Genomic DNA, 24,528 nt, shown 5'->3' with positions numbered 1-24,528 from the left:
TTAATAGCTTAAGCAATGGTCTAAATTAGTCTACGCTTATACAAAGTAAATAGCACCCTTACGGATAAAGGTTAGGTATGACAGAAGAAAATGCAATGGTATTCATCGTTGAAGACGATGAGGCAGTTAGAGATTCTATCGAATTAATGATGGAATCGGTCGATCAACCCGCCAAGACTTATGCGGATGCGCAAGCATTCCTTGATGACTACAATTCATCAATGTCCGGCTGTATTGTGATGGATGTCAGGATGTCAGGATGCCTGGTATGAACGGCATGGAACTCCATCGCCGCCTAAATGAACTAGGTTGTAATCTGCCCATCATTTTCGTAACCGGTCATGGTGATATTCAAATGGCAGTCGAAGCGATGCAAAATGGCGCATTAGATTTCGTCACTAAGCCCTATCGAGAGCAAGAGCTCCTCGATACCATCAGCAGAGCTTTAGACAAGGATGCCGCTAAGCGTCAATTCCTCATCGAGAAGCGGGTGGTCCAGGAGCGCCTGGCTACACTCACAGCGCGTGAAACCGAAGTGATGGAAATGATGGTTGATGGCAATGCCAATAAGGTGATTGGTATTGACCTAGGCATCTCTGAACGTACCGTCGAAATTCATCGCGGGCGAGTAATGAAGAAGATGAAGACACACTCTTTAGCTGAGTTAGTAAAGATGGTGTTAGTGGCTAAAGGGCGTTTAATGCCAAAGTAATGGCTGAAGCTCGGCGTTCAATTTAACGCTTACACTAATTAGCCGGCGGACAAAGTTGCCATCGTCATACCGGCTTTGCGGTTAATTAGTGGGCGCTTCCGCAATCACAACCGTCCGCTTGGGGGCTGGATAGCCCTCTAGCGTCTTAGTGCTGTCCTCGGGGTCAAGAAAGTTAGCCAGACTATGGTAGGTCATCCAGTCGGTGGTGCGCTGTTCCTCGGTTGAGGTGGTGTTTAGGTCAACAACTCTCACGTTCTTGAAACGGACTTTCTCAAGCCAGTTCGTCAAGGTGGCCACTGACGGCAAAAACCACACGTTCCCCATCTTTGCATAGCGCCCGGAAGGCACCAAACTATATCCTTCAGGACCATCAACCACCAAGGTTTCTAACACTAGTTCACCGCCGGGTCTAAGTGTATCCCGCAGTTCAATCAAATGATCAATCGGTGACTTACGATGATAAAGAACACCCATTGAAAAGGTCGTATCAAAACAATGAAGCTTCGCGGGTAGATCCTCAATACCTAGCGGCAGTACTTGGACATTTTGGTAACCTAAGTATTTCTGTAGCACTCGAAATTGCACATTAAACAGTGGCGTTGGGTCAATGCCCAAGGTAAACGCCGCGCCAGCGCCATGACTTCGCCAGCAGTGGTAGCCGCTACCGCAACCTACATCAAGCACCTTTCGCCCTCCCAGCGGGCTGAGATGCGGTGCAAGTCGCTGCCATTTCCAATCGCTGCGCCATTCGGTATCAATATGGGTGCCAAAGAGTGAGAAGGGCCCCTTACGCCAAGGATGAAACTGCATGAGCTGATCACGCAAGTCAACTTGCTCACTACCGCTGACAGTAACCGTATCAAGATCAGTACGACGGGTATCCACGGGTAATTCAGGCAGTTGATCTAATGCATCTAGCCAGCGAGGCAAATCCCCGTAACGCTGCTGATTAAAGCGGGCGCTGAGCTGCTCAGCGAGCCCCGGCCAGGGGTTGACCCCTGCGTCGGTCATGGCTTTTAGTGCGTTATTGAAATCTATCATTTAATCGCCACCACTGAAGCAAAGTTGAAACACTGAAACCATACGTCAATACTACTAAAACCGGCCGTCGCAAGGCGTGACTCATGACTCTTAATGGTTTCGGCGCGAAGGTAGTTTTCCAGGGAACTCCGCTTTTGTGCAATCTCTAGATCGCTGTAACCGTTGCCGCGCTTGAACTCGTGGTGGAGTTCGGTATTGAGCTGTTGCAGATGCTCGTCTTCAAAGCGAATCTTTTCACTTAGAATGAGAATCCCACCAGGTTTCATCGCTGCGTAGATTCGGTCAATGAGTGGGCCGCGCTCTTCAATTGGAATAAATTGAAGCGTGAAATTGAGGACCACCACCGAGGCATTGCAAAGTTCGGTGGTTTGCATGTCTTCTAGGCGAAGCTCAGTGTGAATAGGCGAGTTGTTCAATGCCACGATATGAGTACAGCGTTCAATCATCGCCGCCGAGTTATCCACACCAATAATTTGGATGGAAGCGTCATCAACATGTTGTCGCATGGACAATAACGACGCGCCCAGAGAACAACCCAAGTCATAGATATGGCTATCGGCCTGCGCGAAGCGCTGAGCCATTACGCCAGTCATCGCAATAATCGTCTCGTAACCCGGAACTGAACGGGTGATCATATCGGGGAAGCATTGTGCTACGCGGTCATCAAATTTGAACTGATGAACTTCGGTTAAGGGATTGGCGTAAACACTGTCCTTTCTATTTCCCATTCGATTCCTCGGAGTTAGCGTGCATTTCGCACGAATTAGCTAAGTGATGTGTGGCACCGCTGGCGCACGCATCACAGGCATTGGCATAGGTACGCCATTCGCCCTGAGTGTCTTGGCCGCAGACCGGCATATATTCCATTGTGCAAATGGTTAATGCGCCATCGGCTGGGAAGTGAGGGCATTCAACTTTAATCGGTTGTGACGCTTCAGCCTCTTCACTTTCGTCGCCAGGCAAGGTGAATGGTGCACAGGCCGATAGGCTTAATAGTAGCAAAAATGTGCCAAAAACAACGCGAAAGGGCATGAAAGCAGCTCCGAAAATTTGAAAGAGCGCTATTGTAGTTACAGTGGGGGGCTGACCGCAATTTTTTGTGCTCTAGGGCGCTTTCTTTCGACGCAGACTTCGGTGTACACTCTGTAAAATATATTTTACACATGATTCAGGATTTAAAGCATGAGCGAACACATTCAGTCCTATTATGCCGCTACGGCAAATGAACTCATCACTCGGCCCGCACTTAAAGGCGAGCAACGTGCCGATGTCTGTGTCATTGGTGGTGGTTTTACCGGCGTCAGCGCCGCCTTAAATTTGGCGGAGCGTGGCTACAAGGTCATCCTTTTAGAGGCGAATCGAGTTGGCTGGGGTGCATCGGGACGAAACGGTGGTCAAGCCAGCGGTGAGCCTCGTCACGATCAGATTGACCTGGAGAAGAAGGTTGGCAAGGGTGATGCTAAAGCTCAGTGGGACTTAAACTGGGCGGCGATGGATGAGATGAAGCGTCGGATCGAAAAGCACAACATTGAGTGTGATTGGACGCCAGGTATCATTCACGCGTGCTACAAGAAGTCCGACGAGGAATGGTACAAGGGTTATATCGATAAACTGAATACCGAATACCAGTGTGATTGGATTAACTTTGTTTCCGCTGAGGAAATGTCTGAGAAAGTAGGTGCTAAGGTCTTTAACGGCGGACAGCTCGATACACGCTCAGGTCATGTTCATCCGCTTAACTATGTTTGCGGTCTTGCTAAAGCCGCTGAAGAAGCCGGTGCGATCATTTATGAAGCATCACGCGTGATTAGTTATGACCAGGGTGAGCCAACGCGAATTGAGACCGCTGACGGTGTGGTGGTAGCAGACTATGTTGTGCTTGGCTGTAACGGCTACCTTGAAAAACTAGAAAAGCGTGTGGCAGGAAAAATTCTACCTATTAACAACTTTGTGGTGGCTACGGAGCCGCTTGGGTACGACCGTGCTCGCTCCTTAATTCGTGATAACGAAGCGGTTGTAGATTCGAAGTTTGTGGTGAACTATTGGCGTCTGACCCCGGACAATCGTCTCTGTTTTGGCGGTGGTGAAAACTATGGTAAGAAATTCCCGAAGGATATTGCCAATTTCGTCCGCAAGCCGATGCTGTCTATTTACCCCCAGTTGGACGATGTAAAAATTGATTATGCGTGGGGTGGAACCTTGGCGATTACCATGAATCGCATGCCTCACTTCGGACGTCTAGGTAAGAATGTCTTCTACGCACAGGGCTATTCCGGTCATGGTGTGGTGCTGGCCTCTTTCGCTGGTAAGCTAATTGCCGACGCTCTGGCAGGCACGGCGGAACAATTTGATGTCTTGTGCCGCGCTCCTACGTACACTTTCCCTGGTGGTACGCTGTTGCGCTACCCGGGAATGGTTGCTGGCATGTTGTGGTACGCGATGTTAGATCGTCTGTAAGCACTCGGGACTTAACGATTGCAAAGCCGGCGCTTGGCCCCTTTAATCCTCGCGCCGCAAATTTTTTCAATAATTAGCCTCGTTAGTAAATCATTACTATCGAGGCGGCACCAGCTACGCGTATCTACCACCCTTTCTGATCTATAATTCACTAGCTTAGCTTCGTTCTTCACTCTATAATTGCGCGATTTTTTAAAAAATGAGCGCGAAGTAAGTGTTTTGTCAGTTGCTCGCGATCTACTTATCGACTTAATGGAGTTTTAAACATGGCGATCGAACGCACTCTTTCTATTATCAAGCCTGACGCAGTTGCAAAAAACGTAATCGGCGAAATCTACACTCGTTTCGAGAAAGCAGGCCTAAAGGTTGTTGCTTCTAAGATGAAGCACCTTTCACAGAAAGAAGCTGAAGGCTTCTACGCTGAGCACGCTGAGCGTCCTTTCTTCGGTGCTTTGGTTGAGTTCATGACTTCTGGTCCAGTAATGGTTCAGGTGCTTGAAGGTGAGAACGCGGTACTAACTAACCGTGATTTGATGGGCGCGACAAACCCGAAAGAAGCTGATGCGGGCACTATCCGTGCAGACTTCGCTGAGTCAATTGACGCGAATGCGGTTCACGGTTCTGACTCTACTACTTCTGCAGCGCGTGAAGTTGCTTACTTCTTCGCCGCAACAGAGCTTTGCCCACGCTAATTTAGCGTCGGCAATGGTGAAGGTAACTTTATGACAGTTGAACAGGTAACGCCAAAGGTCAATTTGCTGGGTATGTCCGAGCAAAAAATGACTGAATTTTTTGCCAGTATTGGTGAGAAGTCGTTCCGTGCCCAACAGATTATGAAGTGGATTCACCATCTGGGGGCGGAAGATTTCGATCAAATGACCAATATCAGTAAATCGCTGCGCGAAAAACTGAAGGACATTGCCGAAATAACGCCTCCAGAAGTTGTTCAGCGCTGGGATTCGAAAGACGGAACTCGCAAATGGCTGATTCGCGTTGGCGAAGGGCAAAATGTAGAGGCCGTATATATTCCAGAAGCTGGGCGCGGAACCCTTTGCGTTTCATCGCAGGTGGGCTGTGCGCTTGACTGCTCTTTCTGTTCAACAGGCAAGCAAGGTTTTAACCGTGATTTGACGGCTGCCGAGATTATCGGCCAGGTATTCATTGCGGCAAAATCCTTCGGTCAGCTTGAGCCCAAGGGTGATCGTAAAGTTACCAACGTTGTGATGATGGGCATGGGCGAACCGCTGATGAACTTCCACAATGTTATGGACTCAATGAACATTATGATGAGCGACTTCGGCTATGGAATTTCCAAGCGCCGAGTGACGCTATCTACGTCTGGCGTGGTACCAATGCTAGACAAAATGGGTGACTACACCGACGCGTGCCTAGCAATATCGCTGCATGCACCCAATGATGAACTGCGTAATCAGCTTGTTCCTATCAATAAGAAATATCCAATCAAACAACTTTTAGATTCGGCTAAGCGCTATATTACGGGCTTGTCTGATAAGCGAGATATCACAATTGAGTATACGCTTATCAAAGAGGTCAATGACCGTCAGCATCACGCTGAAGAATTAGCTGAGCTATTGCGCGATATTCCCTGTAAGGTAAACTTAATACCTTTCAACCCGTTTCCCTTGTCAGACCTAGAACGGGTTAGCAATAATGCGCTGTATCGTTTTCGCGATATCCTGCACAATGCTGGTTATGTCGTAACAATTCGAACTACTCGCGGCGATGACATCGATGCCGCTTGTGGGCAGTTAGCGGGTCAGTTCTACGACAGGACTCGTCGCCGTGAACGTTACGAAGCACGAGCGCAAGATCAAGAAAAAATTATTCCAGTCAAGCAGGTTCCTTAATCCGTTGGCTGATTGCTAACTAGGAAAAGCAGATGACAAAAATGATAAAGCTCCATCAACGCGTTACCAAGCTGCTAATGCCGCTTGCAGTGGTTGCTGGGCTAGCCGCTTGTACCACAACTACTACCGGTGATTTGGGTGAACGTAATCCCAATGCCGCCCGCGACGCCTATATCCAGCTTGGTGAAGAATACCTCAAGGTTGATGATCGCGAGAGTGCAAAACAGCGCTTCTTTCGTGCCATCGAGATTGACGATGACGCCGCTGGTGCCTATACCGGATTAGCTGTGGTTTATCTTCGCTCATCCGAGTACGACGAGGCAGAAGAATACTTTAAAAAAGCATTGCGAGCAGACAGTGGCTATACGCCAGCTAAGGTGCAGTACGGTGTGTTTTTGCTCGGTCAAAGCCGCTACCGCGAAGCCTGTAGTCAGCTTGAGCGTGCTACCGCAGACCGTGAGTGGACGCAGCGCCACGTCGCGTTATTCTACTACGGCCGGTGCGAGTTTAAACGTGAGAACTACGTGGAAGCAGAACGCGCACTCCTGCTTGCGAATCGAATTAACGTTCGCTTCGCGGCATCATATCTAGAATTGACCCAAGTCTATTTGGCGAAAAACGAGTTGCCGTTGGCGAAGTCGACGCTGAGCGAGTATTTCCGTTTTGGCGCGGAGACCGCAGAGGCCTTACTCGTTGCAATCAAAGTTGAGCGAGCGTTCGGTAATATCACGGCGGAGCGAACCTTTGCGCAACAATTACAGCTGCGTTATCCCTACTCGGATGAATGGCTCGCCTATCGAGAGATGAGTAACCAATGAGTGAATCCATGCAGGATCTAAATAATTTCGAACGCCTTGGTATACGGCTTAAGGCGCAGCGCGAAGCCGCCGAGCTAACGCTTGACCAGTTAGCGCAGCTACTACGTTTAACGCCTAAGGTAGTGGCCGCTATTGAGGCAGGCGACGAGTCTCAGCTGCCTAAGCGAGTCTTTATTTTGGGCTATATTCACTCGTATATTCGTGCCCTCGAATTAGACGAGCAAAGTTTCGCCGAGGAGTTGGCGCAAGTCTTTCCCAAGCCAGCAGAGATGTCGTCTTCCCAACGAATTGATGGGGGTGTTGATAAATCTGAGGTTTTTCATGACCAAATTGACACACCAATTTGGCAAAAGGGACTTATTGTTGCACTGGTAGTGATAGTTATTACCGCAGTACTGGCCTATATCTACCTACGCCCTAGCAGCACCGCCGCTGTTTCAGTAGCCGAGGACAGCCCCACAACGGCATTGAGTACCGTGGCAGTGATGGGGTCATCTTCACAAGCGGACTCCACTGAGCAAGCTATTGGTACAACCGATGAGAGTGCCGGTGTTGATAGGAACGATTTAGCCGCTGAGACTGACGTGCTAGCGAGTGAATCAGCGACGGAGGCTAGTACAGATGCCAGTGCAATGGCTGAGAATGCCGAAGCGGCAGAGCAAGCTTCTACCGCTAATCAGCTTAACACGCAGCCCCAAGCAGATAGTTCAGAGATAGTGCTGCCAGCGTCTTCGGCAGAGAGTGATAATGTGGTTGCCGCGGCTATTCGCGAAACCATCGTCGGCAGCGCTGGTCAGCGCTTGGAATTGAACTTTAATGCCGAGTGCTGGGTTGAAGTTAAGCGAGCAGATGGTTCGCTGTTGGTTGGTGATTTATTTAACCCAAATCGACGCCTCATCGTGAATACCGATGAACGCGTTTCGATTTTGTTGGGTTATGGTCCAGCGGCAAGCGTAACGTTCGCAGGTGAAGCGGTTGAGTTCAGAGTTCGAGATAACGCTTCGGCGTTCTTCTACGTGGGTGAATAGGTCAAGATATGAAGTTTGAGTCCCCAATTAAACGTCGCAAGACGCGGCAAATAATGGTCGGAAATGTGCCCGTGGGCGGTGATGCCCCCATTGCGGTGCAAAGTATGACTAATACCAGTACCGATGACATTGACGCTACCGTGGCGCAGATATTGCGCCTAGAGAATGCCGGTGCTGATATCGTCCGCGTCTCGGTGCCAACCATGGAAGCTGCGGAAGCATTCGGTGAAATTCGTCGCCAGGTATCAGTCCCGTTAGTGGCTGATATTCACTTCGATTACCGTATCGCCCTTCGTGTGGCTGATTTGGGCGTTGACTGTTTGCGTATTAACCCGGGCAACATTGGCCGCGAAAAACGTATTCGCGCGGTGATTGATAAGGCTCGCGAACACAGCATTCCTATTCGAATTGGTGTGAATGCCGGTTCGTTGGAAAAGGATATTCAAAAGAAATATGGTGAGCCAACACCCGCTGCCTTGGTTGAGTCAGCGATGCGCCACATTGATATTCTCGATCAGCTTGATTTTCAAGACTTCAAGGTTTCTGTAAAGGCCAGTGATGTCTTCATGGCGGTTGGCGCCTATCGCCAATTGTCGCAACAAATTGACCAGCCGTTACATTTGGGGATCACCGAAGCTGGCGGTTTCCGTGCGGGGGCGGTGAAGTCAGCCGTGGGCCTTGGTATGCTCTTGATGGATGGAATTGGTGACACCATTCGCGTGTCTCTGGCCGCTGATCCGGTGGAAGAGGTCAAGGTAGGTTACGACATTCTGAAGAGCCTACGCTTGCGTTCAAAGGGCGTTAACTTTATTGCCTGTCCAAGTTGCTCTCGACAAAACTTTGATGTGGTTAAGACCATGAACGAGCTCGAAATGCGTGTTGAGGATATCCCTACATCATTGGACGTTGCCGTCATTGGTTGCATTGTGAACGGCCCCGGTGAAGCACGTGAAGCGGATCTTGGCCTCACCGGTGGTACGCCGAATAACCTCGTTTACGTGGACGGTGAACCAAGCCACAAATTAGGCCAAGGTAACTTGGTAGATGAACTAGAGTCTTTAATTCGTAAGAAGGCGGCCGAAAAAGCGGCGCTTGACGCGACTATTATTGCCAAGAGCTAAGGGTTAAAACGTGAAAAAACTTCAAGCCGTGCGAGGCATGAATGATCTTACTCCAGAGGGTTCTCCTGTTTGGCAATACCTAGAAGGTGTGATTGCTGATCTGTTGGCGAGCTACGCCTATCGTGAGATCCGTTTCCCTGTGGTAGAACAAACGGCATTGTTTAAGCGTGCAATTGGTGAAGTGACAGATATCGTAGAGAAGGAAATGTATACCTTCGAAGATCGCAATGGCGATAGTCTAACGCTACGCCCAGAAGGCACTGCGCCTTGTGTTCGTGCCTGTGAACAAAACGGCCTGCTTTATAATCAAACCCAGCGACTTTGGTACAACGGACCCATGTTTCGTCATGAACGCCCGCAGAAAGGGCGTTTACGACAGTTTCATCAGGTAGGCGTTGAAACCTACGGTATGATAGGCCCAGATATTGATGCCGAAGTCATTGCCATCAGTGACAAACTATGGCGACAACTCGGTATTCGCGACGCGGTGACACTGGAGCTGAATTCTATTGGCTCACTCGCGGCGCGAGCAGAGTATAAAGAAGCGCTGGTTAGTTTCTTACGACAGCACATTGAAAAGCTGGATGAAGATAGTGTTCGTCGCCTTGAAACCAACCCACTAAGAATCTTAGATTCTAAGAATCAAGACGTTCAAGCACTGCTAGCCGATGCGCCCAATTTATTAGACTACCTCGATGAAGCGTCGGCGGAGCACTTCAAGCAACTTCGCGAGTATCTAGATACTATGGGTATTAGCTATCGGGTGAATCCTCGATTAGTCCGTGGTCTGGATTATTACAACGCCACGGTCTTTGAGTGGGTGACGGATAAATTAGGTGCTCAAGGCACTGTCTGTGCGGGCGGCCGCTATGACAGCTTGGTTGAACAGCTCGGTGGCAAGCCAACTCCTGCAGTGGGTTTCGCTATGGGGCTTGAACGTTTGGTGCTATTGTTGGAAGCGCTTGAAGTGGTTCCAGCTGAACTAAGCCAGCAAGTGGATGTCTATGTTGTAGCCGTGGGCGACGTCGTCGCGAACGCGATGCAAATTGCGGAATCCGCACGCGAGGCGATTCCAGGTCTTAGAGTTCAAATGCACTGTGGTGGTGGTAGCTTTAAGTCGCAAATGAAGAAGGCTGATCGTTCGGGTGCCTCGCTGGCATTAATCTTTGCTGAAGACGAGAAAGCGCGTGGCGAGATTAACGTGAAGTGGCTTCGTGAACAACGCGATCAGGTCACCATTCCCGTTACGGACGTTGCCAGTTTTTTGGTTGAACAGATTGCTTAACAAACAATAAATAATAGGCGCAAACACAGCGCTAAAGTAGTAGGAGAGAACAAGTGGATCCATTACGTACAGAAGAAGAGCAGCTAGAAGCATTAAAACTGTGGTGGGAAGAAAATGGTAAGCAAACGGTTGCTGCGATTGTTCTTGTTGCGGCGGGCTGGGGCGGCTGGCAGTACTGGGGAGCGCAAGAGCAAGCTCACCGTGAAGATGGGTCGGCACTGTATAGTCAGCTACAAACACTAGTGGCTACTCCCGAGCTAACCGATATCCAAAAGGCGTCAATTGAGACCTTAGGTCAGCGCTTGCAGAATGAGTTTGACGATACCGGTTATGCCGAATTTGCAGCACTCGAGTTAGCTAAATACCGCTTTAATCAGGGCGATACACTCGGCGCCGAAGCGGCGTTAAGTACTATCAATTTAGCGGAAGCGCGTCCGGAAGTGGCTCAGCTTGCTGCATTACGCTTAGCGCGAGCTCAGTGGGCGAATGGCGATGCGGATGCAGCCCTCGCTACGCTTAATAGTGTGTCGGTGTCTACCTTTGCTAGCCTCTATGATGAGCTACGTGGTGATATTGCTTTTTCACAGGCAGATCGTGTTAGTGCTCGCGCCTACTATCAATCGGCACTTACCGCATTGCAAAACAGCGATCAGGGTCAAGCGAGCATGCAGCGCGAAGGGCTGCTCACCATGAAGATCGATAGTATTCTCGTTGACGATGCAGCACCGGTTGGAGATGCAGAATGAGATTTAGCAAGCTCGTAGCGGGCGTGGTGGTCGCAACCCTACTTAGCGGTTGTGAGATCTTTGACGATGAGGACCCCAAAGCGCCGGCAGATTTAGTTGATTTTGAGCCAACGCTCTCAGTGAGCAAGGATTGGTCTCAAAAGATTGGCTCACAGCACGAGTATTTATCGCCAATGCGCTTAGCGGAAGATGCTGGTGTTATCTTTGCCGCAAACCTTGACGGCGAGGTGAGTGCCTTCCGCCGTAACTCTGGTGAAAAGGTTTGGGAAGTGGCACTGGATATTCCCCTGTCAGGGGGTGTTTCGGCCTCTCGTGGATTGGTTACCGTAGGTGGTCCGCAGGGCGAAGTGGTAGCGTTAAGCACGGTAGATGGCACGGAGAAATGGCGAGCTAAGCTGGCCACCGAAGTCCTATCAGCGCCGGTGAACACGGGTCGTCAGGTGGTGGTTCATACACCAGATGGTCTGGTTACCGGGTTGTCTAGCTCCGATGGCTCCGAGCTTTGGAAGTATAAAGAAACCTTACCACTATTGACTATGCAGGGCGTTTCCGAGCCTATTCTTGAAGGCCCGTTGGCATTAGTTGGCTTTGCTTCAGGAAAGCTATCAGCCATTCGTACCGATACCGGTCTGCCAGCTTGGGAGGCGCTTATTGCACTGCCGAGTGGTCGCTCTGATATTGAGCGCATGGTTGACCTAGATGGCGAGCCCGTCGTGGTGGGGCAGTCTGTGATTGCGGCAACACTCCAAGGGTCCATTAAGGCATTAGATATGCGTGGTGGCCGAGTGCTTTGGGAGGCAGATGCTTCAACCAGTAAGGCGCTTGCAGCGGGCTTTAGCCAAGTTTATATCGCGGAACTGGATGGAAGCGTTACGGCTTATCGCGCTGATACCGGCGCCCAGGTATGGCGAAATGATCAGTTGAGCTATCGTGGCCTTTCGGCGCCAGTGACATGGAGCTCTTACCTCGCGGTGGGCGATGCGGATGGCTATGTGCACGTAATGTCTCAACGCGATGGAAGCTTCGTGGCGCGCTTCTCAGTAAGCGGAGCGGTGCGTTCCCTAATGGCCTCGCGAGGCAAATCATTATATGTACTTGACGATAGTGGGCGAATTACTGCGCTAAGTATCGAAGAGTAAGCTAAATTGTTAGAAGGCGGTCTGTAGAAGTCTGCGGGCCGCTTTTTTTTGTTTCATTAAAAGGAAAATATCCTAGTGATACCGGTTATTGCTCTAGTAGGGCGCCCAAATGTTGGTAAATCAACGCTATTTAATCAGCTAACGAAGTCGCGAGACGCGTTGGTGGCCGACTATTCGGGTCTCACTAGAGACCGAAAGTACGGCAACGCCAACTACGAAGGCCGCAAGTTCGTGGTGGTCGATACCGGAGGTATCAGCGGAGATGAACAGGGTATTGACCGCGGTATGGCGGATCAAAGCTTGGCGGCGATTGAAGAGGCGGACCGTGTCTTCTTCCTCGTTGACTGTCGAGCGGGAATGACCGCAACCGATGAAATGATTGCGGAGCACCTCCGTTCGGTGAATAAGCCGGTCTATCTTGTCGTCAATAAGATTGACGGCCTGCATGCGGAAGCTCAGAGTGCGGAGTTCTTCGCTTTGGGTCTAGGCGAGCTGCACCTTATCGCTGCCTCCCACGGCCGCGGCATTAAACAGCTTATTGAAGACGCGCTGGAGGATATTCCAGAGAGCGTGGTGGAAGAAGACGAAGAGGATGATGCGGCTCGCGGCATTCGGATGGCGATTGTTGGTCGTCCGAATGTGGGTAAATCTACCCTTGTTAACCGCCTGTTAGGTGAAGATCGGGTAGTTGTGTATGACCACCCGGGGACGACTCGAGATAGTATTTACATTGACTACGAGCGCAATGACCAGTCCTACACCATTATTGATACAGCAGGGGTTAGGCGTCGCAAGAGTATTCGAGAGACAGTAGAGAAATTCTCTATCGTCAAGAGTCTTCAGGCCATTGATGATGCCAACGTTGTGGTGTTGGTGATGGACGCGAGTGAAGGTTTGGTGGATCAGGATCTACATCTTCTGGGGCACTGTATCAAACGAGGTCGAGCCTTGGTTGTTGCCCTAAATAAGTGGGATGGTCTACCTGAAGAGCAGCGAGACTACGTCAAGAAAGAACTGAATCGCCGCTTAGTGTTTCTTGATTACGCGGATATTCACTTTATTTCAGCTCTACACGGCACGGGTGTTGGTCATCTATATGAATCTATTGATGCGGCGTATGAAAGTGCCACCCAGAAACTCAATACCAACCAAGTTACGCGCATCTTGGAAGACGCGGTAGCCACCCATCCACCACCACTGGTGAACGGGCGTCGAATTAAGCTTCGCTACGCGCACGCTGGTGGTCAGAATCCGCCGTTGATTGTTATTCACGGTAATCAGACCGATAAGGTTCCGGCAAGCTACGTTCGTTATCTCGAAAAGACGTTCCGCCGCGTTTTGAAGTTGGCGGGAACGCCGCTCCGTTTGGAATTCAAAGGTAACGAAAACCCGTTTGAACACAAGAAGCCCAAGCTCGTGGATCGACAGGTTAATCGTAAACGTGGACTAAAGAGTCACAAGAACAAAGAGAAGGCGAAGGCAAAGTTGGCAGGAACCAAGAAGCCTGCTCGTAAAAAGCCGGCGCCGAAACGTCCCACCTCACGCTAAACTTTCACTTGTGGTGTTAGCGAGCTTTGCTAACACCGCCGTATTGCTCGTCGTAGTACGGACGGTACATGTCGGTTTCGCTAGTGCTAGTAAGCTTTGCTAATACCGCCTATTGCTCGGCGGCTAGCTCAGTAACGCATCCCCACCGTTCATCACCGTGCCGTTAATAAAGTGAACGCTGGATCGTTGGCCTAGTGGGCCGTGCGAATGAACAATACGGGAAATGGCTGCGTAGGGAAGATGTAATTGTCCAATACTGGCGAGTGGTAGATTTAAAATAGTGGCCAGGTGTACTCGGATCAAGCCACCATGAGAGACCACTAAAACCCGCTTACCTTGATGTTTTTCCAGTAATTCTTGCCAGGCACTCTGAGTGCGTTCTACCAGTGTTTCCATGGGCTCAATGCCGACCTCGTTGCAATTGACCGGGTCGCTAAAATAGGCCATCGCCGCCGCCTTATCAGTCTTCCAGACATCCTTAACCAGCTTGCCTTCCCAACTACCGAAACTCATCTCGCGCCAGCGCTCATCCACTTCAATATCGAGGGAGTGATTCGTGGCAAACTCTTCAGCGAAACGTCGACAGCGAACTAGCGGCGAGGCAATCACCTGCTCCCAACCGCCATTATTCTCCTGAGTTTTGTTGCGCAGCTGTTGCCACCCCAATGGAGACAAGGATACGTCTGTACTACCGCGAAATATTTCTCCGCCCTCGCAAGCGCCGTGTCGTAAAAAATCGACAACCGTGGTTGATGAACTCATGTTAAGCTACCTTAAAAATTTGCTAGAGCAATAGTACCAATGGGTAATAGATTATCAAAAATATATACGCGCACGGGTGATGATGGGACCACAGGAATGGGTGACGGCTCGCGGATTCCTAAATCTAGTGCGCTGATTGAGCTAATCGGCACGCTGGATGAATGTAACGCATTGTTGGGTACTGCCGCGTCTCACTGCGCCGCCGCTGGCTATGATGCTGAAACCGAATTGATCACTCAGATCCAACACCGGATGTTTAATGCCGGGGGTGAGTTGAGCGTCCCTGGGATGCAGCTTATTCACGAAGAGGATGTCACGTGGGTGGAAGATCGCATCGATGCGATGAATGAAACGCTTCCCGCGTTGAAGGAATTTATTCTTCCTGGCGGTAATCTTCCTGCATCCACTACACACGTTGCTCGTACGGTAGTTCGGCGAGCAGAACGACAGGCCGTAGGCCTAGCTCCGGATATGGATATCAGTGCTGTGCTTATCCGTTGGCTGAATCGCCTCTCGGATTTATTGTTTGTCATGGCGAGAAGCCTTGCTCGAAAGGATGGTGGAGAGGTCCTGTGGCAGAATCCAACACGCTAGTTCACTCCCTGCAGCACTACTTTAAGCCTCAGGTCATAGCGATGGCGGCTTTGGGCGTAGGCGCTGGACTGCCATTTTTACTTGTCTTCTCCACCTTAAACTACTGGTTGGCCGATGAGGGAGTAGCCAAATCTACCATTGGTTTTTTTGCCGCGGTGGGCATCACTTACTCAATTAAAGTCATTTGGGCGCCGCTTATCGATCAGTGGCGGTTACCGTTTCTTAGCCAATTAGGCCGTCGGAGAAGCTGGATCTTTTTAGGCCAGTTAGGCATAGCGCTCGCGCTCTTCTGGATGAGTTTGCTGGACCCGAAAACTGAGCTGCAATGGCTGGCGGTAGCTTCAGTATTAGTGGCTTTTAGCTCGGCGACACAAGATGTAGCCCTAGACGCTTGGCGCATTGAAGCGATTGACGAGGCCTATCAAGGTTTGATGTCCGCGTCTTACATCTTTGGCTATCGCGTTGGCTTGCTCATCGCGGGTGCCGGCTCGTTGTATTTGGCCGACTTTGTGTCTTGGCAATTCGCCTATCAGTGCATGGCGATGTTCATGATACTGCCAATACTGGTGCTGCTATTACTCCGACGTGACGCCCATGTAGACGCCGTTCACGATGACAGTTGGCGAGCGATGATTCAGCGTGTTGTGGTTGAACCATTCAAAAATTTCTTTTATCGCTATGGCCGCGCTAGCTTAGTCATATTGGCCTTTGTTGCGCTTTATCGATTAAGCGATATTGCCATGGGAGGTATGGCCAATCCGCTCTATAGTGACCTGGGTTTTTCAAAGTCTGATGTGGCCAGTATCGCCAAGGTCTTCGGCTTCTTTATGACCATCTTAGGCGCTTTTGCCTGCGGCTTTGCGGTGGTACGCTTCGGTGTTATCAAACCATTATTTGTTGGCGCTATTCTTGTTGCCACCACCAATCTGCTGTTTGCTTGGTTGTCAGTATCGGGCGCTGACTTAACGGTATTAACACTTGTAATCAGTGCGGATAATTTAGCCGCGGGAATCGCAAATACTGCGTTTGTGGCCTTTCTTTCGTCCTTAACTGACAGAGCTTATACGGCCACCCAATACGCGTTATTCAGTTCCTTCATGACGCTTCCAGGCAAGCTGTTTTCAACCACCTCAGGATTATGGGTAGAATCTTACGGCTTTACCGATTTCTTCTTTATCTGTGCTGGACTGGGGCTGCCCGCTATCTTGCTTTTACCCCTGATTGCACATATTACCCGAAGAGCGAAGTCGAGCGTGCCGACTATGGGTTCGGGTGGCTAAAGGAGTTTGGGTAGCTAAAGGAGTTTGGGTAGCTAAAGGAGTTTGGGTGACGAGCAAGCGAGGGGAAAGTAAGTTTTAGTGATGGCTAAACAGATGAAGCTGAGTTTGAACGCCTAGCAAACGAATCCGTGCTAACTTAACCTGGAAGAGGACGAGGGAAAGCTAACGCGAACGCCTACTATCTGCGCACCTTCATCGAGCAATCGCTGGCGTTGCTGTTGACCTGACGGGGAGTCAATCGGGAGTGCAATATGGTGGCGACTATTGAGTACTCGATGCCAGGGTAACTTGGTGTCTTTGGGAAGATTCTTCAGGACGCGAGCCACCTGTCGTGCATGCGATGGGTAGCCGGCAAGTTTGGCGATTTCACCATAACTAGTAACAGATCCTGCTGGGATTTGACTCAAGATGGAATACACTTGATCATTGAATGTGGCGGTCATGGGTGCAATTCTTAGTTCTGTGATTACACTCAATCTACAACGATTTGAAAAGAGATCATAATGATAAAACAGATTTTTGCTGCAACGGCGCTGGTGTCACTATCTGGAATGGTGGATGCCGATGTGCTGGTGACTAAAAATGGTGAACGTTTATTGGGAACGCTCGAATCGATTCGCGGTGATTCCCTTGTTTGGAAATCTGACTCCTTTAGTACCTTGACGCTCTCTAAATCAGATATAGCTGAGCTAGTGCTAACCCAAGAGATTAAAATTAACGGCCATGACGACCCCTGTTACATGGACAGTTTTGTCAACGGCATGATGCAGCTCAACTGTGAGGGAACAGAGTCATTTGTTCACCTGGATATGCTGCAATCGTTGGAGCCGTGGGTTGACCCAGACTATGAATACTTCAGCTGGACCGGCCATGTTCGTCTTACCGGCGAACTCTTTTGGGGTAATAAAACGGATAAAGATTGGACGCTGGATTCGGCAACTAATGTCTATAAAGGTGATTTTAGACATTCTGCCGCACTTTATTACAAACGAGATGACAACTCAGACCCTCTGGTAGAGCCGGATATTAAGTGGATTGCGAGCTACGGAATAGATTGGTTTTACAGTGAGCACTGGTACTTAAACGGGAATACCGAGGCGCGACGCGATGACAGTAATTCCGTGGTCAGCCGTTATACCCTTGGTGTTGGTGTGGGTTATCGCTTTTGGGACAACGATACCGGTCACCTGTTCATAGAGAATGGTCCTGCCTACGTAAAAGAGACGCTCGACAACAGCGGCGTGGAAGATACCACCAACTCAATTGGTTGGCGTTATAAGCTAGATTGGTCGGCACCACTGCCACTGTGGCCCGAGGATTTTGGTGCGGCGCCAGATTTTTATCATCGCCATACGGTGACCATGACGGATGCAGATCACTTCCGTACTCAGTTCGAATCAAACACCGGTGTCCGATTTCCAGTCTTTGGAAGTATTAATGCCGACATCGATTTTGAAGCAGACTACGATACCAAGCCAAGTGCGGGCAATGAAAAAGCGGACTACCAGATTCGCCTAGGTGTTTCATACTCCTGGTAGGTATTGATCACCACTTGAAAAATGGGGGCATCGCCCCCATTTTTATGTTTCAGATAAAGAGGGTTCGCTATGCATAAAGTACTATTTGGCCTAATCGCTATTCCGGTTGTTGAACTGTGGGTACTCATTAGTATCGGCGCTGAAATCGGTGCGCTAGCAACTATTGCACTCTGTTTTGTTACCGCCTTTATTGGCGTGCAGCTCCTGCGCCATCAGGGTTTCGCCTTGCTAAGACAAGTAGATGAAAAAGTGGCTCGTGGCGAAGCACCGGCCGGTGAGTTGGTGGAAGGCGTGGTAATGGCAGTGGGCGGCGGCATGCTGTTGTTCCCAGGATTTGTATCGGATGTGGTGGGTTTCCTTTTGATTCTTCCCGCAACTCGTTACCTATTCATTGCCCGTGTAGCCAAGTACTATCAATCACGTGCGCAGTTCTATTCGTCGAGTCAGGATGGTGTGATCATTGATGCTGAGTTCGAACGAAATCCAGATAAAAATCTAAAATAATTTTTTTGATGGGGCTTGAATTCACAGAATTCGAGCCCATCTAAGCAACAGTGCTACGTTAATGCACGTTGTAAACCGCAATAATAATCTATTGGAGATATACCACGATGAAAATTCGTCCTCTACATGACCGCGTTGTTGTTCGTCGCAACGAACAAGAAGAGACAACGGCAGGCGGTATTATTCTAACCGCAGCAGCAAAAGAGAAGCCGAATCAAGGCGAAGTTGTAGCGGTAGGCCCAGGGGCCGCTTTGGATAATGGCGAAGTTCGCACTATGAGCGTCAAAGTAGGCGATCAGGTTGTCTTTGGTCGTTACGCAGATAGCAACACCATCAAAGATGGCGACGAAGAGCTTATTATCATGAGCGAGTCCGAAATCTACGGCATTGTTGAAGCTTAATCACACCGGTTTAAACGAATTGAGGTAATTGGAAAATGGCTAAAGAAGTTTTATTTGGCGACCAAGCTCGCGCAAAAATGTTAGTTGGCGTTAACGTTCTTGCTGACGCAGTCCGTGCAACACTTGGACCAAAGGGTCGTAATGTAGTGTTGGATAAGTCTTTCGGCGCACCAACCATCACTAAAGATGGGGTATCGGTGGCGAAGGAAATTGAGCTTGAAGATAAGTTCGAGAACATGGGCGCACAAATGGTTAAAGAAGTTGCGTCAAAAGCTAATGACGTAGCGGGTGACGGAACCACAACAGCAACCGTATTGGCTCAGTCTATTGTGAATGAAGGCCTTAAGGCAGTTGCTGCTGGCATGAACCCTATGGATCTAAAGCGCGGTATCGACAAGGCCGTTATCGCTGCCGTTGAACACTTGCACTCACTGGCAATTCCGTGTGCTGATACCAAGGCAATTGCTCAGGTGGGTAACATCTCTGCAAACTCTGATTCCAGCATCGGCGACATTATTGCCGAGGCCATGGACAAGGTAGGTAAAGAAGGCGTCATTACCGTTGAAGAAGGTTCTGGTCTGCAGAACGAGCTAGACGTGGTTGAGGGTATGCAGTTTGATCGCGGCTACCTATCTCCTTACTTTGTTACCAACCAAGAGAGCATGCAGGTTGAATTGGATAACCCGTTCATTCTGTTAGTAGACAAGAAGATTTCTAACATCCGTGAGCTACTTCCTGTGCTTGAGCAGGTTGCTAAGTCATCACGCCCGCTGTTGATTATTGCTGAAGACCTTGAAGGCGAAGCGTTGGCCACACTGGTCGTTAACAACATGCGCGGTATTATGAAAGTTGCTGCCTGTAAGGCGCCGGGCTTTGGTGATCGCCGCAAAGCGATGCTTGAAGATATTGCTATTCTTTCAGGTGGCGCGGTAATCTCTGAAGAAGTGGGTATGGAAATCGAGAGCGCGACACTTGAGCACCTAGGTCAAGCTAAGCGTGTTACCTTGAGCAAAGACACTACCGTCATCGTTGACGGCGCTGGCAACGCAGAAGCCATTCAGGCTCGCGTGGTCGCGATTCGAGCTCAGATCGAAGAGACTTCTTCAGACTACGACCGTGAAAAGCTTCAGGAACGTGTTGCGAAGCTAGCCGGCGGTGTTGCAGTGATCAAGGTTGGTGCTGCCACTGAAGTTGAAATGAAAGAGAAGAAAGATCGCGTTGAAGATGCGCTTCACGCTACGCGTGCAGCCGTTGAAGAGGGTGTTGTTGCCGGTGGTGGCGTTGCGCTAATTCGCTGTGTTAAAGCGCTAGAAGGTTTGACGGGTGATAATCTTGATCAGACTGCGGGGATTAACCTTGCTCGCCGCGCGATGGAAGCTCCGCTTCGCCAGATCGTTTCTAACGCAGGTGACGAAGCCTCTGTAGTGGTCGACAAAGTTAAGCAGGGAGATAACACTTTCGGCTATAACGCGGGTACTGGTGAGTATGGCGACATGATGGAGATGGGTATTCTTGATCCAGCTAAAGTCACTCGCTCTGCGCTTCAAGCTGCAGGCTCAATCGCTGGTCTGATGATCACCACGGAAGCAATGGTTGCTGATAAGCCATCTGCTGACGCTGGCGCTCCAGATATGGGCGGCATGGGTGGAATGGGCGGTATGGGCGGCATGATGTAAATCGGCGCCTAGCCTCACCCAAAAAAACCGCGGACCTTGGAAATAGGTACGCGGTTTTTTTTCGTCTCGAATTTGTTATGCTCCTGCAACGAACCTGTCCCGCTTTCGGAAAGATAATAAAAAAGGCATCACATGACCTCTGCAGCATTCGTTAATCGATCCAACCTGTCACTTTTTGTTGGCGCTCTCAGTTTTTTAGTTATGTATATGATGGGCTTCTACCAAACGGTGATGCCGGCCGCGGCGTGGCAGGTGACTTCAGTGGCGGTCTTGATGGCAATTTGGTGGGCCACGGAGGCGTTACCTGTCGCCGTAACGGCACTACTTCCAGTGATCGTATTGCCATTACTTGGATTCTCCGATGTGCGAACTTTGGGTTCGAGTTACGCCCATCCGCTAATATTTTTATTCCTCGGCGCCTTTATCTTGGCCTTGGGGCTGGAGCGCTGGAACCTCCACCGCAGGCTCGCACTCAATATTTTGCTGCGTACCGGAACGGAAGGTAGCCGGTTGATTGCGGGATTTATGCTCATCGCGGCGCTGCTTTCTATGGGCATGACCAATACCTCTACCACGATGATGCTATTGCCCATCGCGCTTTCTGTGAGTGCAATTATTAGTGAGCGTGAGGACGTCAGCGAGCAGCATAAGCAGGCTTTCACCGTTGCATTACTGCTGGGTGTCGCCTTTGGTGCCACAATTGGAGGAATGGCCACATTGATCGGTACGCCACCTAATGCATTACTCGCCGCGTTTGTTAGCGAGCAATATGGTATCGATATCGGCTTTAGTGACTGGTTGGTGATTGGGCTACCCGTTACCATTTTTATGTTGCCGGTGACTTGGTGGGTGCTGACACGACTGGTATTCAAATTTGAAGTCCCTGCAAGCGAAGCGGTGAATCAGCATGTGAAGCAAATGACACTTGAGCTGGGCGCTATGACGCAGTCTGAAAAACGCGTTGGGATGGTCTTTTTATTGGTGGTGTTAGCTTGGGCGTTCCGTAAGCCCATTGTTGCGGCTACCGGAATGAGTTCGTTGAGTGATGCAGGGATTGCATTGATCGGCGCGCTACTGCTCTTCATCATCCCGGCAAGGAGTCAGGCTAGTGATAAGCTGATGACTTGGGATGTAGCAAAAACATTGCCTTGGGCGGTGTTACTTTTGTTCGGCGGGGGGTTGAGTTTAGCGGCCGCGGTAAGTCAGTCGGGCTTAGCGGTTTGGCTAGGGGAAATGCTCTCACCGGTCAGCGTTTTAGGCCTATTCGCACTAATGTTGGCAATTAGTTTCACCGTTGTCTACCTCACCGAACTGACATCTAACCTGGCGACAACGGCAACGTTTTTGCCGATCGTAGCTGCCGTGGCGGTGCAGTTAGATCTCAATCCATTGCTACTATGTGTACCCGTTGCGCTAGCAGCGAGCTGCGCCTTTATGCTTCCCGTCGCTACGGCGCCCAACGCAATTGTGTATTCTTCGGGACGCTTCCAAGTTGCCGATATGGCTAGGGCGGGTATGCGACTGAATATTGTAGCAGGGCTATTTATTACCGCTTTCTGTTATGTGGCGTTAAGTTAAGCTATACGTTAGGTGGAGGTGAACCAAGGTGACGAGATGATCCGCAGATACCAAACGAAAAAAAGGGGCTTCGATTGAAGCCCCTTGTATTTTCATCTACCACAAAGAACTTGCAGCTTTAATCGCGAGGAATATTCATCTCGTCGAGCAGGCGTTCAGTGTTATCAACGTGCTCCATGACCCAAAGCATGTAGCTTACATCAACATGAATTGAGCGAGTTGACGAGGTGAAGTCCCAGTCGGCGTTGATGCTGTCATAGGTGCCGTCAAATAGCAGTCCGATGAATTCACCCTTGCCGTTCATAGTTGGGGAGCCTGAGTTACCTCCGGTGGTATCAACCGTACTGAGGTAGTTCACTGCCACTGAGTCTAGCGCCTCATCGTAGTAGCGACCGTAATGCTTCGCTTCAATCTGCTCTAGTTGAAGGGCCGGTGAATCAAAAGGATCCTCGCCTGTATATTTAGCCGTGATGCCTTTAAGCGTGGTAAACGGTACATAGGAATCAACGCCATCGTTACCGTCGGCTGCTTCGCTGAAGCTTCCCGCTGGTGGCGTGTAACCTTTCACTACACCGTAGGTGACGCGCAAAGTGCTGTTGGCATCTGGGTAGACCGGTAAGCCCTGTTCGCCATAGAAGTCGATAAGCATCTGCATGTAACGTGGGCGCAGTGCTGAATACAAACCTGAACGCTCGCGTGCTTCTTCTTCACGTGCCATACGGAAGTCGAACAGCGCGACGGCAAGTTGAACGAAAGGCTCATCTGACGCCGCCAGCTCTTCTGGTGTAGCGTTCATCAATGCCACCCGAGTATCGGTATCCTCAAATTGCGAAGTCGCGTACATTTCGTCCAACTTGGCAGCTAAGATATCGCTATCGCTTGCCGTGCCGGTTAGGCCAAAGAACGAATCAAAATCGGCGACACGCTGATCAGCTGGTAGTGCCAAATAGTTCTGCACGAAGAACATCCAAACCGCTTTATCAACGGCTTGATCATAACGACGGTTGATGCGCTGAAGGCCTGCTTCAATGCGCGGAAGGTCACGCTCTTGATAACCCTGAGTGCGTTCTTCATTTGGCTTTTGGTTTTCATGGGCTAAGCGTACAAGGGTATTCGCCGCACCAAGGAGGCTACTGCGTGCCATGTAGTTAAGCGCGAAGTCACGCTCTTGATTCAGGCTATCTTCGCTAATCAGGGTACTTAAATCGTTTAGACTTGTTGCGTACTGCTCGGTACGCTGGACGTCCGCATCAATCCATGCCTGGAGATCCGTCTCAAGCTTCAACTTACGCTGCAACAGATCAGAGCGTGCGTAGCCTTCCATCATGCCCATGAAGTTTTTTGCGTAGTTGTTGAGCCCGGCTACTTGGCTGGCGTACTTTAGCTCCGCGTCAGTGCCTTCGCCCGCCGCTTCACCAATGGTAGCAGACCAGTCTGCGAGCACCTTCTGCATGGTTGGATAGTACCAGTTGAACTGATTCTCAACTTCCAAAGCAGTACGGTAGCGATTGGTGCTGCCTGGGTAGCCGGCCACCATGACGAAGTCATGTTCACTAGGTCCCTGGGTAGCAACCTGAAGATGATGTTTCGGCTGGTAGGGAACGTTATCTTCACTGAAGTCAGCAGGCTTGCCATCAACACCTACGTAAGCGCGGTAGAAGCTGAAATCACCGGTGTGACGAGGCCACATCCAGTTATCAATATCGCCACCGAATTTACCGATGGAACTTGCCGGTGCGTAAACTAAACGAACATCTCGGATTTCCATCTGCTTGAGTAAGTAGTACTGAAGGCCGCCATAGTAGGAGTAAACATTACAGCGGTAGCCATCGGTAGTCTCACATTCTGCAACAATTGATTTTTCAGCGTTTTCAATGGCCTGATTACGCTCGAACCCGGTCATATCCGCCGTTAAGGCGCTACGGATGGTCTGGGTGACGTCAATCACATCTTCGGTAACATAAACACGCGAACCGGGGGCGGCCTGAAGTTCGTCGTTGAAGGTTTCGGCGTAGAAACCATTGGCCAACAAATCGTTGTCTTCGGTGGAATTGTACTGGATAGAGCCGTAGGCACAGTGGTGGTTAGTGGCAACCAAACCCTGCGGCGAAACAAATGAGGCAGTACAGCCACCTAGGCTAATCACGGCATTCATTGGGAATTCGGTCAGCTGAGTGAGTGATTCAACGGGCAACTCAAGTCCTAGCGCTTCCAGTCGGGGGCCTAGTTCTGGCAGCTGTTCTGGCATCCACATGCCTTCAGTGTTGAAACTGTCGTTGCTTACATCAAGAGTTGGCGTAGTGTTAGTTGCATTGTTATCCGTGGCTGAGCAGGATGCCAGTGCAAGGCCAAGTGCGGTAGCACTCAACCAAGGCGTTAGTCGCGTCATGTTGTCGTCCTTTTGGGATTTATAATTATCGCGCCAACATAGT

Annotated in this window: 25 protein-coding genes; 19 read left to right on the top strand and 6 right to left on the bottom strand. The window is 50.1% G+C overall.

Annotated features, from left to right (window positions below):
• Positions 1-95 precede the first annotated feature (95 nt).
• Positions 96-272, top strand: a complete 177-nt coding sequence (locus tag DFR27_RS12705) for a response regulator transcription factor (RefSeq protein ID WP_245962641.1) — start codon at positions 96-98, stop codon at positions 270-272.
• A complete protein-coding gene (locus DFR27_RS09130) occupies positions 260-712 on the top strand; it encodes a response regulator transcription factor (protein WP_245962640.1) in 453 nt (150 codons plus the stop codon). The genes DFR27_RS12705 and DFR27_RS09130 overlap by 13 nt, the downstream gene beginning before the upstream one ends.
• 81 nt (positions 713-793) lie before the next feature.
• Here DFR27_RS09130 and cmoB read toward each other — a convergent pair whose 3' ends face one another.
• Genes cmoB through DFR27_RS09115 form a run of 3 tightly spaced genes read right to left on the bottom strand, consistent with a single transcriptional unit; the run spans position 794 to position 2,785 of the window.
• Entirely contained in the window at positions 794-1,753 is a 960-nt protein-coding gene (cmoB, locus tag DFR27_RS09125) for a tRNA 5-methoxyuridine(34)/uridine 5-oxyacetic acid(34) synthase CmoB (protein ID WP_121877157.1), read from the bottom strand.
• Positions 1,750-2,481 carry a carboxy-S-adenosyl-L-methionine synthase CmoA gene (cmoA, locus tag DFR27_RS09120; protein WP_121877156.1) on the bottom strand — a complete coding sequence of 244 codons (732 nt, stop codon included), beginning with the start codon at positions 2,479-2,481 and terminating at the stop codon, positions 1,750-1,752. The genes cmoB and cmoA overlap by 4 nt, the downstream gene beginning before the upstream one ends.
• On the bottom strand, positions 2,471-2,785 hold the full coding sequence (locus DFR27_RS09115) for a Kazal-type serine protease inhibitor family protein (RefSeq protein WP_121877155.1): 315 nt from the start codon (positions 2,783-2,785) through the stop codon (positions 2,471-2,473). The genes cmoA and DFR27_RS09115 overlap by 11 nt, the downstream gene beginning before the upstream one ends.
• 150 nt (positions 2,786-2,935) lie before the next feature.
• On the opposite strand from DFR27_RS09115, the gene DFR27_RS09110 reads away from it, so the two are divergent.
• The 10 genes from DFR27_RS09110 (at position 2,936) to der (ending at position 13,763) form a co-directional block, all read left to right on the top strand.
• Positions 2,936-4,210, top strand: coding sequence for an NAD(P)/FAD-dependent oxidoreductase (locus DFR27_RS09110; RefSeq protein ID WP_121877154.1), 1,275 nt, complete (start codon positions 2,936-2,938; stop codon positions 4,208-4,210).
• Between the two features lie 266 nt (positions 4,211-4,476).
• Entirely contained in the window at positions 4,477-4,902 is a 426-nt protein-coding gene (gene ndk, locus DFR27_RS09105) for a nucleoside-diphosphate kinase (protein ID WP_121877153.1), read from the top strand.
• A gap of 30 nt (positions 4,903-4,932) precedes the next feature.
• Positions 4,933-6,078, top strand: a complete 1,146-nt coding sequence (gene rlmN, locus DFR27_RS09100) for a dual-specificity RNA methyltransferase RlmN (protein WP_121877152.1) — start codon at positions 4,933-4,935, stop codon at positions 6,076-6,078.
• 32 nt (positions 6,079-6,110) lie between these two features.
• A complete protein-coding gene (locus tag DFR27_RS09095; RefSeq protein WP_121877151.1) occupies positions 6,111-6,896 on the top strand; it encodes a tetratricopeptide repeat protein in 786 nt (261 codons plus the stop codon).
• A complete protein-coding gene (locus tag DFR27_RS09090) occupies positions 6,893-7,924 on the top strand; it encodes a helix-turn-helix domain-containing protein (protein WP_121877150.1) in 1,032 nt (343 codons plus the stop codon). The genes DFR27_RS09095 and DFR27_RS09090 overlap by 4 nt, the downstream gene beginning before the upstream one ends.
• 8 nt (positions 7,925-7,932) lie before the next feature.
• A complete protein-coding gene (gene ispG / locus DFR27_RS09085) occupies positions 7,933-9,045 on the top strand; it encodes a flavodoxin-dependent (E)-4-hydroxy-3-methylbut-2-enyl-diphosphate synthase (protein WP_121877149.1) in 1,113 nt (370 codons plus the stop codon).
• 10 nt (positions 9,046-9,055) lie between these two features.
• The gene (hisS, locus tag DFR27_RS09080; RefSeq protein WP_121877148.1) at positions 9,056-10,330 is read left to right on the top strand and encodes a histidine--tRNA ligase; all 1,275 of its coding nucleotides are present in this window, start codon (positions 9,056-9,058) and stop codon (positions 10,328-10,330) included.
• Between the two features lie 53 nt (positions 10,331-10,383).
• Positions 10,384-11,076, top strand: a complete 693-nt coding sequence (locus tag DFR27_RS09075; protein WP_121877147.1) for a YfgM family protein — start codon at positions 10,384-10,386, stop codon at positions 11,074-11,076.
• Positions 11,073-12,215, top strand: a complete 1,143-nt coding sequence (gene bamB / locus DFR27_RS09070; RefSeq protein ID WP_121877146.1) for an outer membrane protein assembly factor BamB — start codon at positions 11,073-11,075, stop codon at positions 12,213-12,215. The genes DFR27_RS09075 and bamB overlap by 4 nt, the downstream gene beginning before the upstream one ends.
• Before the next feature lie 75 nt (positions 12,216-12,290).
• Positions 12,291-13,763 carry a ribosome biogenesis GTPase Der gene (gene der / locus DFR27_RS09065; RefSeq protein ID WP_121877145.1) on the top strand — a complete coding sequence of 491 codons (1,473 nt, stop codon included), beginning with the start codon at positions 12,291-12,293 and terminating at the stop codon, positions 13,761-13,763.
• A gap of 123 nt (positions 13,764-13,886) precedes the next feature.
• Here the strand turns inward: der and DFR27_RS09060 are convergent, their stop codons facing one another.
• Positions 13,887-14,525, bottom strand: a complete 639-nt coding sequence (locus DFR27_RS09060; RefSeq protein ID WP_121877144.1) for a histidine phosphatase family protein — start codon at positions 14,523-14,525, stop codon at positions 13,887-13,889.
• Positions 14,526-14,564: 39 nt separating this feature from the next.
• Here DFR27_RS09060 and DFR27_RS09055 point away from each other — a divergent pair, with 39 nt between their 5' ends.
• Both DFR27_RS09055 and DFR27_RS09050 read left to right on the top strand, forming a co-directional pair.
• The gene (locus DFR27_RS09055) at positions 14,565-15,119 is read left to right on the top strand and encodes a cob(I)yrinic acid a,c-diamide adenosyltransferase (protein ID WP_121877143.1); all 555 of its coding nucleotides are present in this window, start codon (positions 14,565-14,567) and stop codon (positions 15,117-15,119) included.
• Positions 15,098-16,399, top strand: a complete 1,302-nt coding sequence (locus DFR27_RS09050; RefSeq protein WP_245962639.1) for an AmpG family muropeptide MFS transporter — start codon at positions 15,098-15,100, stop codon at positions 16,397-16,399. Before DFR27_RS09055 ends, DFR27_RS09050 begins: the two co-directional genes overlap by 22 nt.
• A 131-nt stretch (positions 16,400-16,530) precedes the next feature.
• On the opposite strand, the gene DFR27_RS09045 is transcribed toward DFR27_RS09050, so the two are convergent.
• The gene (locus DFR27_RS09045; protein ID WP_121877142.1) at positions 16,531-16,842 is read right to left on the bottom strand and encodes an MGMT family protein; all 312 of its coding nucleotides are present in this window, start codon (positions 16,840-16,842) and stop codon (positions 16,531-16,533) included.
• 60 nt (positions 16,843-16,902) lie between these two features.
• Between DFR27_RS09045 and DFR27_RS09040 the strand changes: the two genes are divergently transcribed.
• The 5 genes from DFR27_RS09040 (at position 16,903) to DFR27_RS09020 (ending at position 22,096) form a co-directional block, all read left to right on the top strand.
• A complete protein-coding gene (locus DFR27_RS09040; RefSeq protein WP_121877141.1) occupies positions 16,903-17,937 on the top strand; it encodes a DUF481 domain-containing protein in 1,035 nt (344 codons plus the stop codon).
• A gap of 69 nt (positions 17,938-18,006) precedes the next feature.
• Entirely contained in the window at positions 18,007-18,441 is a 435-nt protein-coding gene (locus DFR27_RS09035; RefSeq protein WP_121877140.1) for an FxsA family protein, read from the top strand.
• 107 nt (positions 18,442-18,548) lie between these two features.
• Entirely contained in the window at positions 18,549-18,842 is a 294-nt protein-coding gene (locus tag DFR27_RS09030; RefSeq protein WP_121877139.1) for a co-chaperone GroES, read from the top strand.
• Positions 18,843-18,877: 35 nt separating this feature from the next.
• Entirely contained in the window at positions 18,878-20,518 is a 1,641-nt protein-coding gene (groL, locus tag DFR27_RS09025; RefSeq protein WP_121877138.1) for a chaperonin GroEL, read from the top strand.
• A 132-nt stretch (positions 20,519-20,650) separates the two neighbouring features.
• A complete protein-coding gene (locus DFR27_RS09020) occupies positions 20,651-22,096 on the top strand; it encodes an SLC13 family permease (protein ID WP_121877137.1) in 1,446 nt (481 codons plus the stop codon).
• Positions 22,097-22,214: 118 nt separating this feature from the next.
• Here DFR27_RS09020 and DFR27_RS09015 read toward each other — a convergent pair whose 3' ends face one another.
• A complete protein-coding gene (locus DFR27_RS09015) occupies positions 22,215-24,485 on the bottom strand; it encodes a S46 family peptidase (RefSeq protein WP_121877136.1) in 2,271 nt (756 codons plus the stop codon).
• Positions 24,486-24,528: the final 43 nt, after the last annotated feature.

The sequence above is a fragment of the Umboniibacter marinipuniceus genome, from assembly GCF_003688415.1.
Lineage (GTDB): Bacteria > Pseudomonadota > Gammaproteobacteria > Pseudomonadales > DSM-25080 > Umboniibacter > Umboniibacter marinipuniceus.
This window is presented reverse-complemented; position numbering and strand designations above follow the sequence as displayed.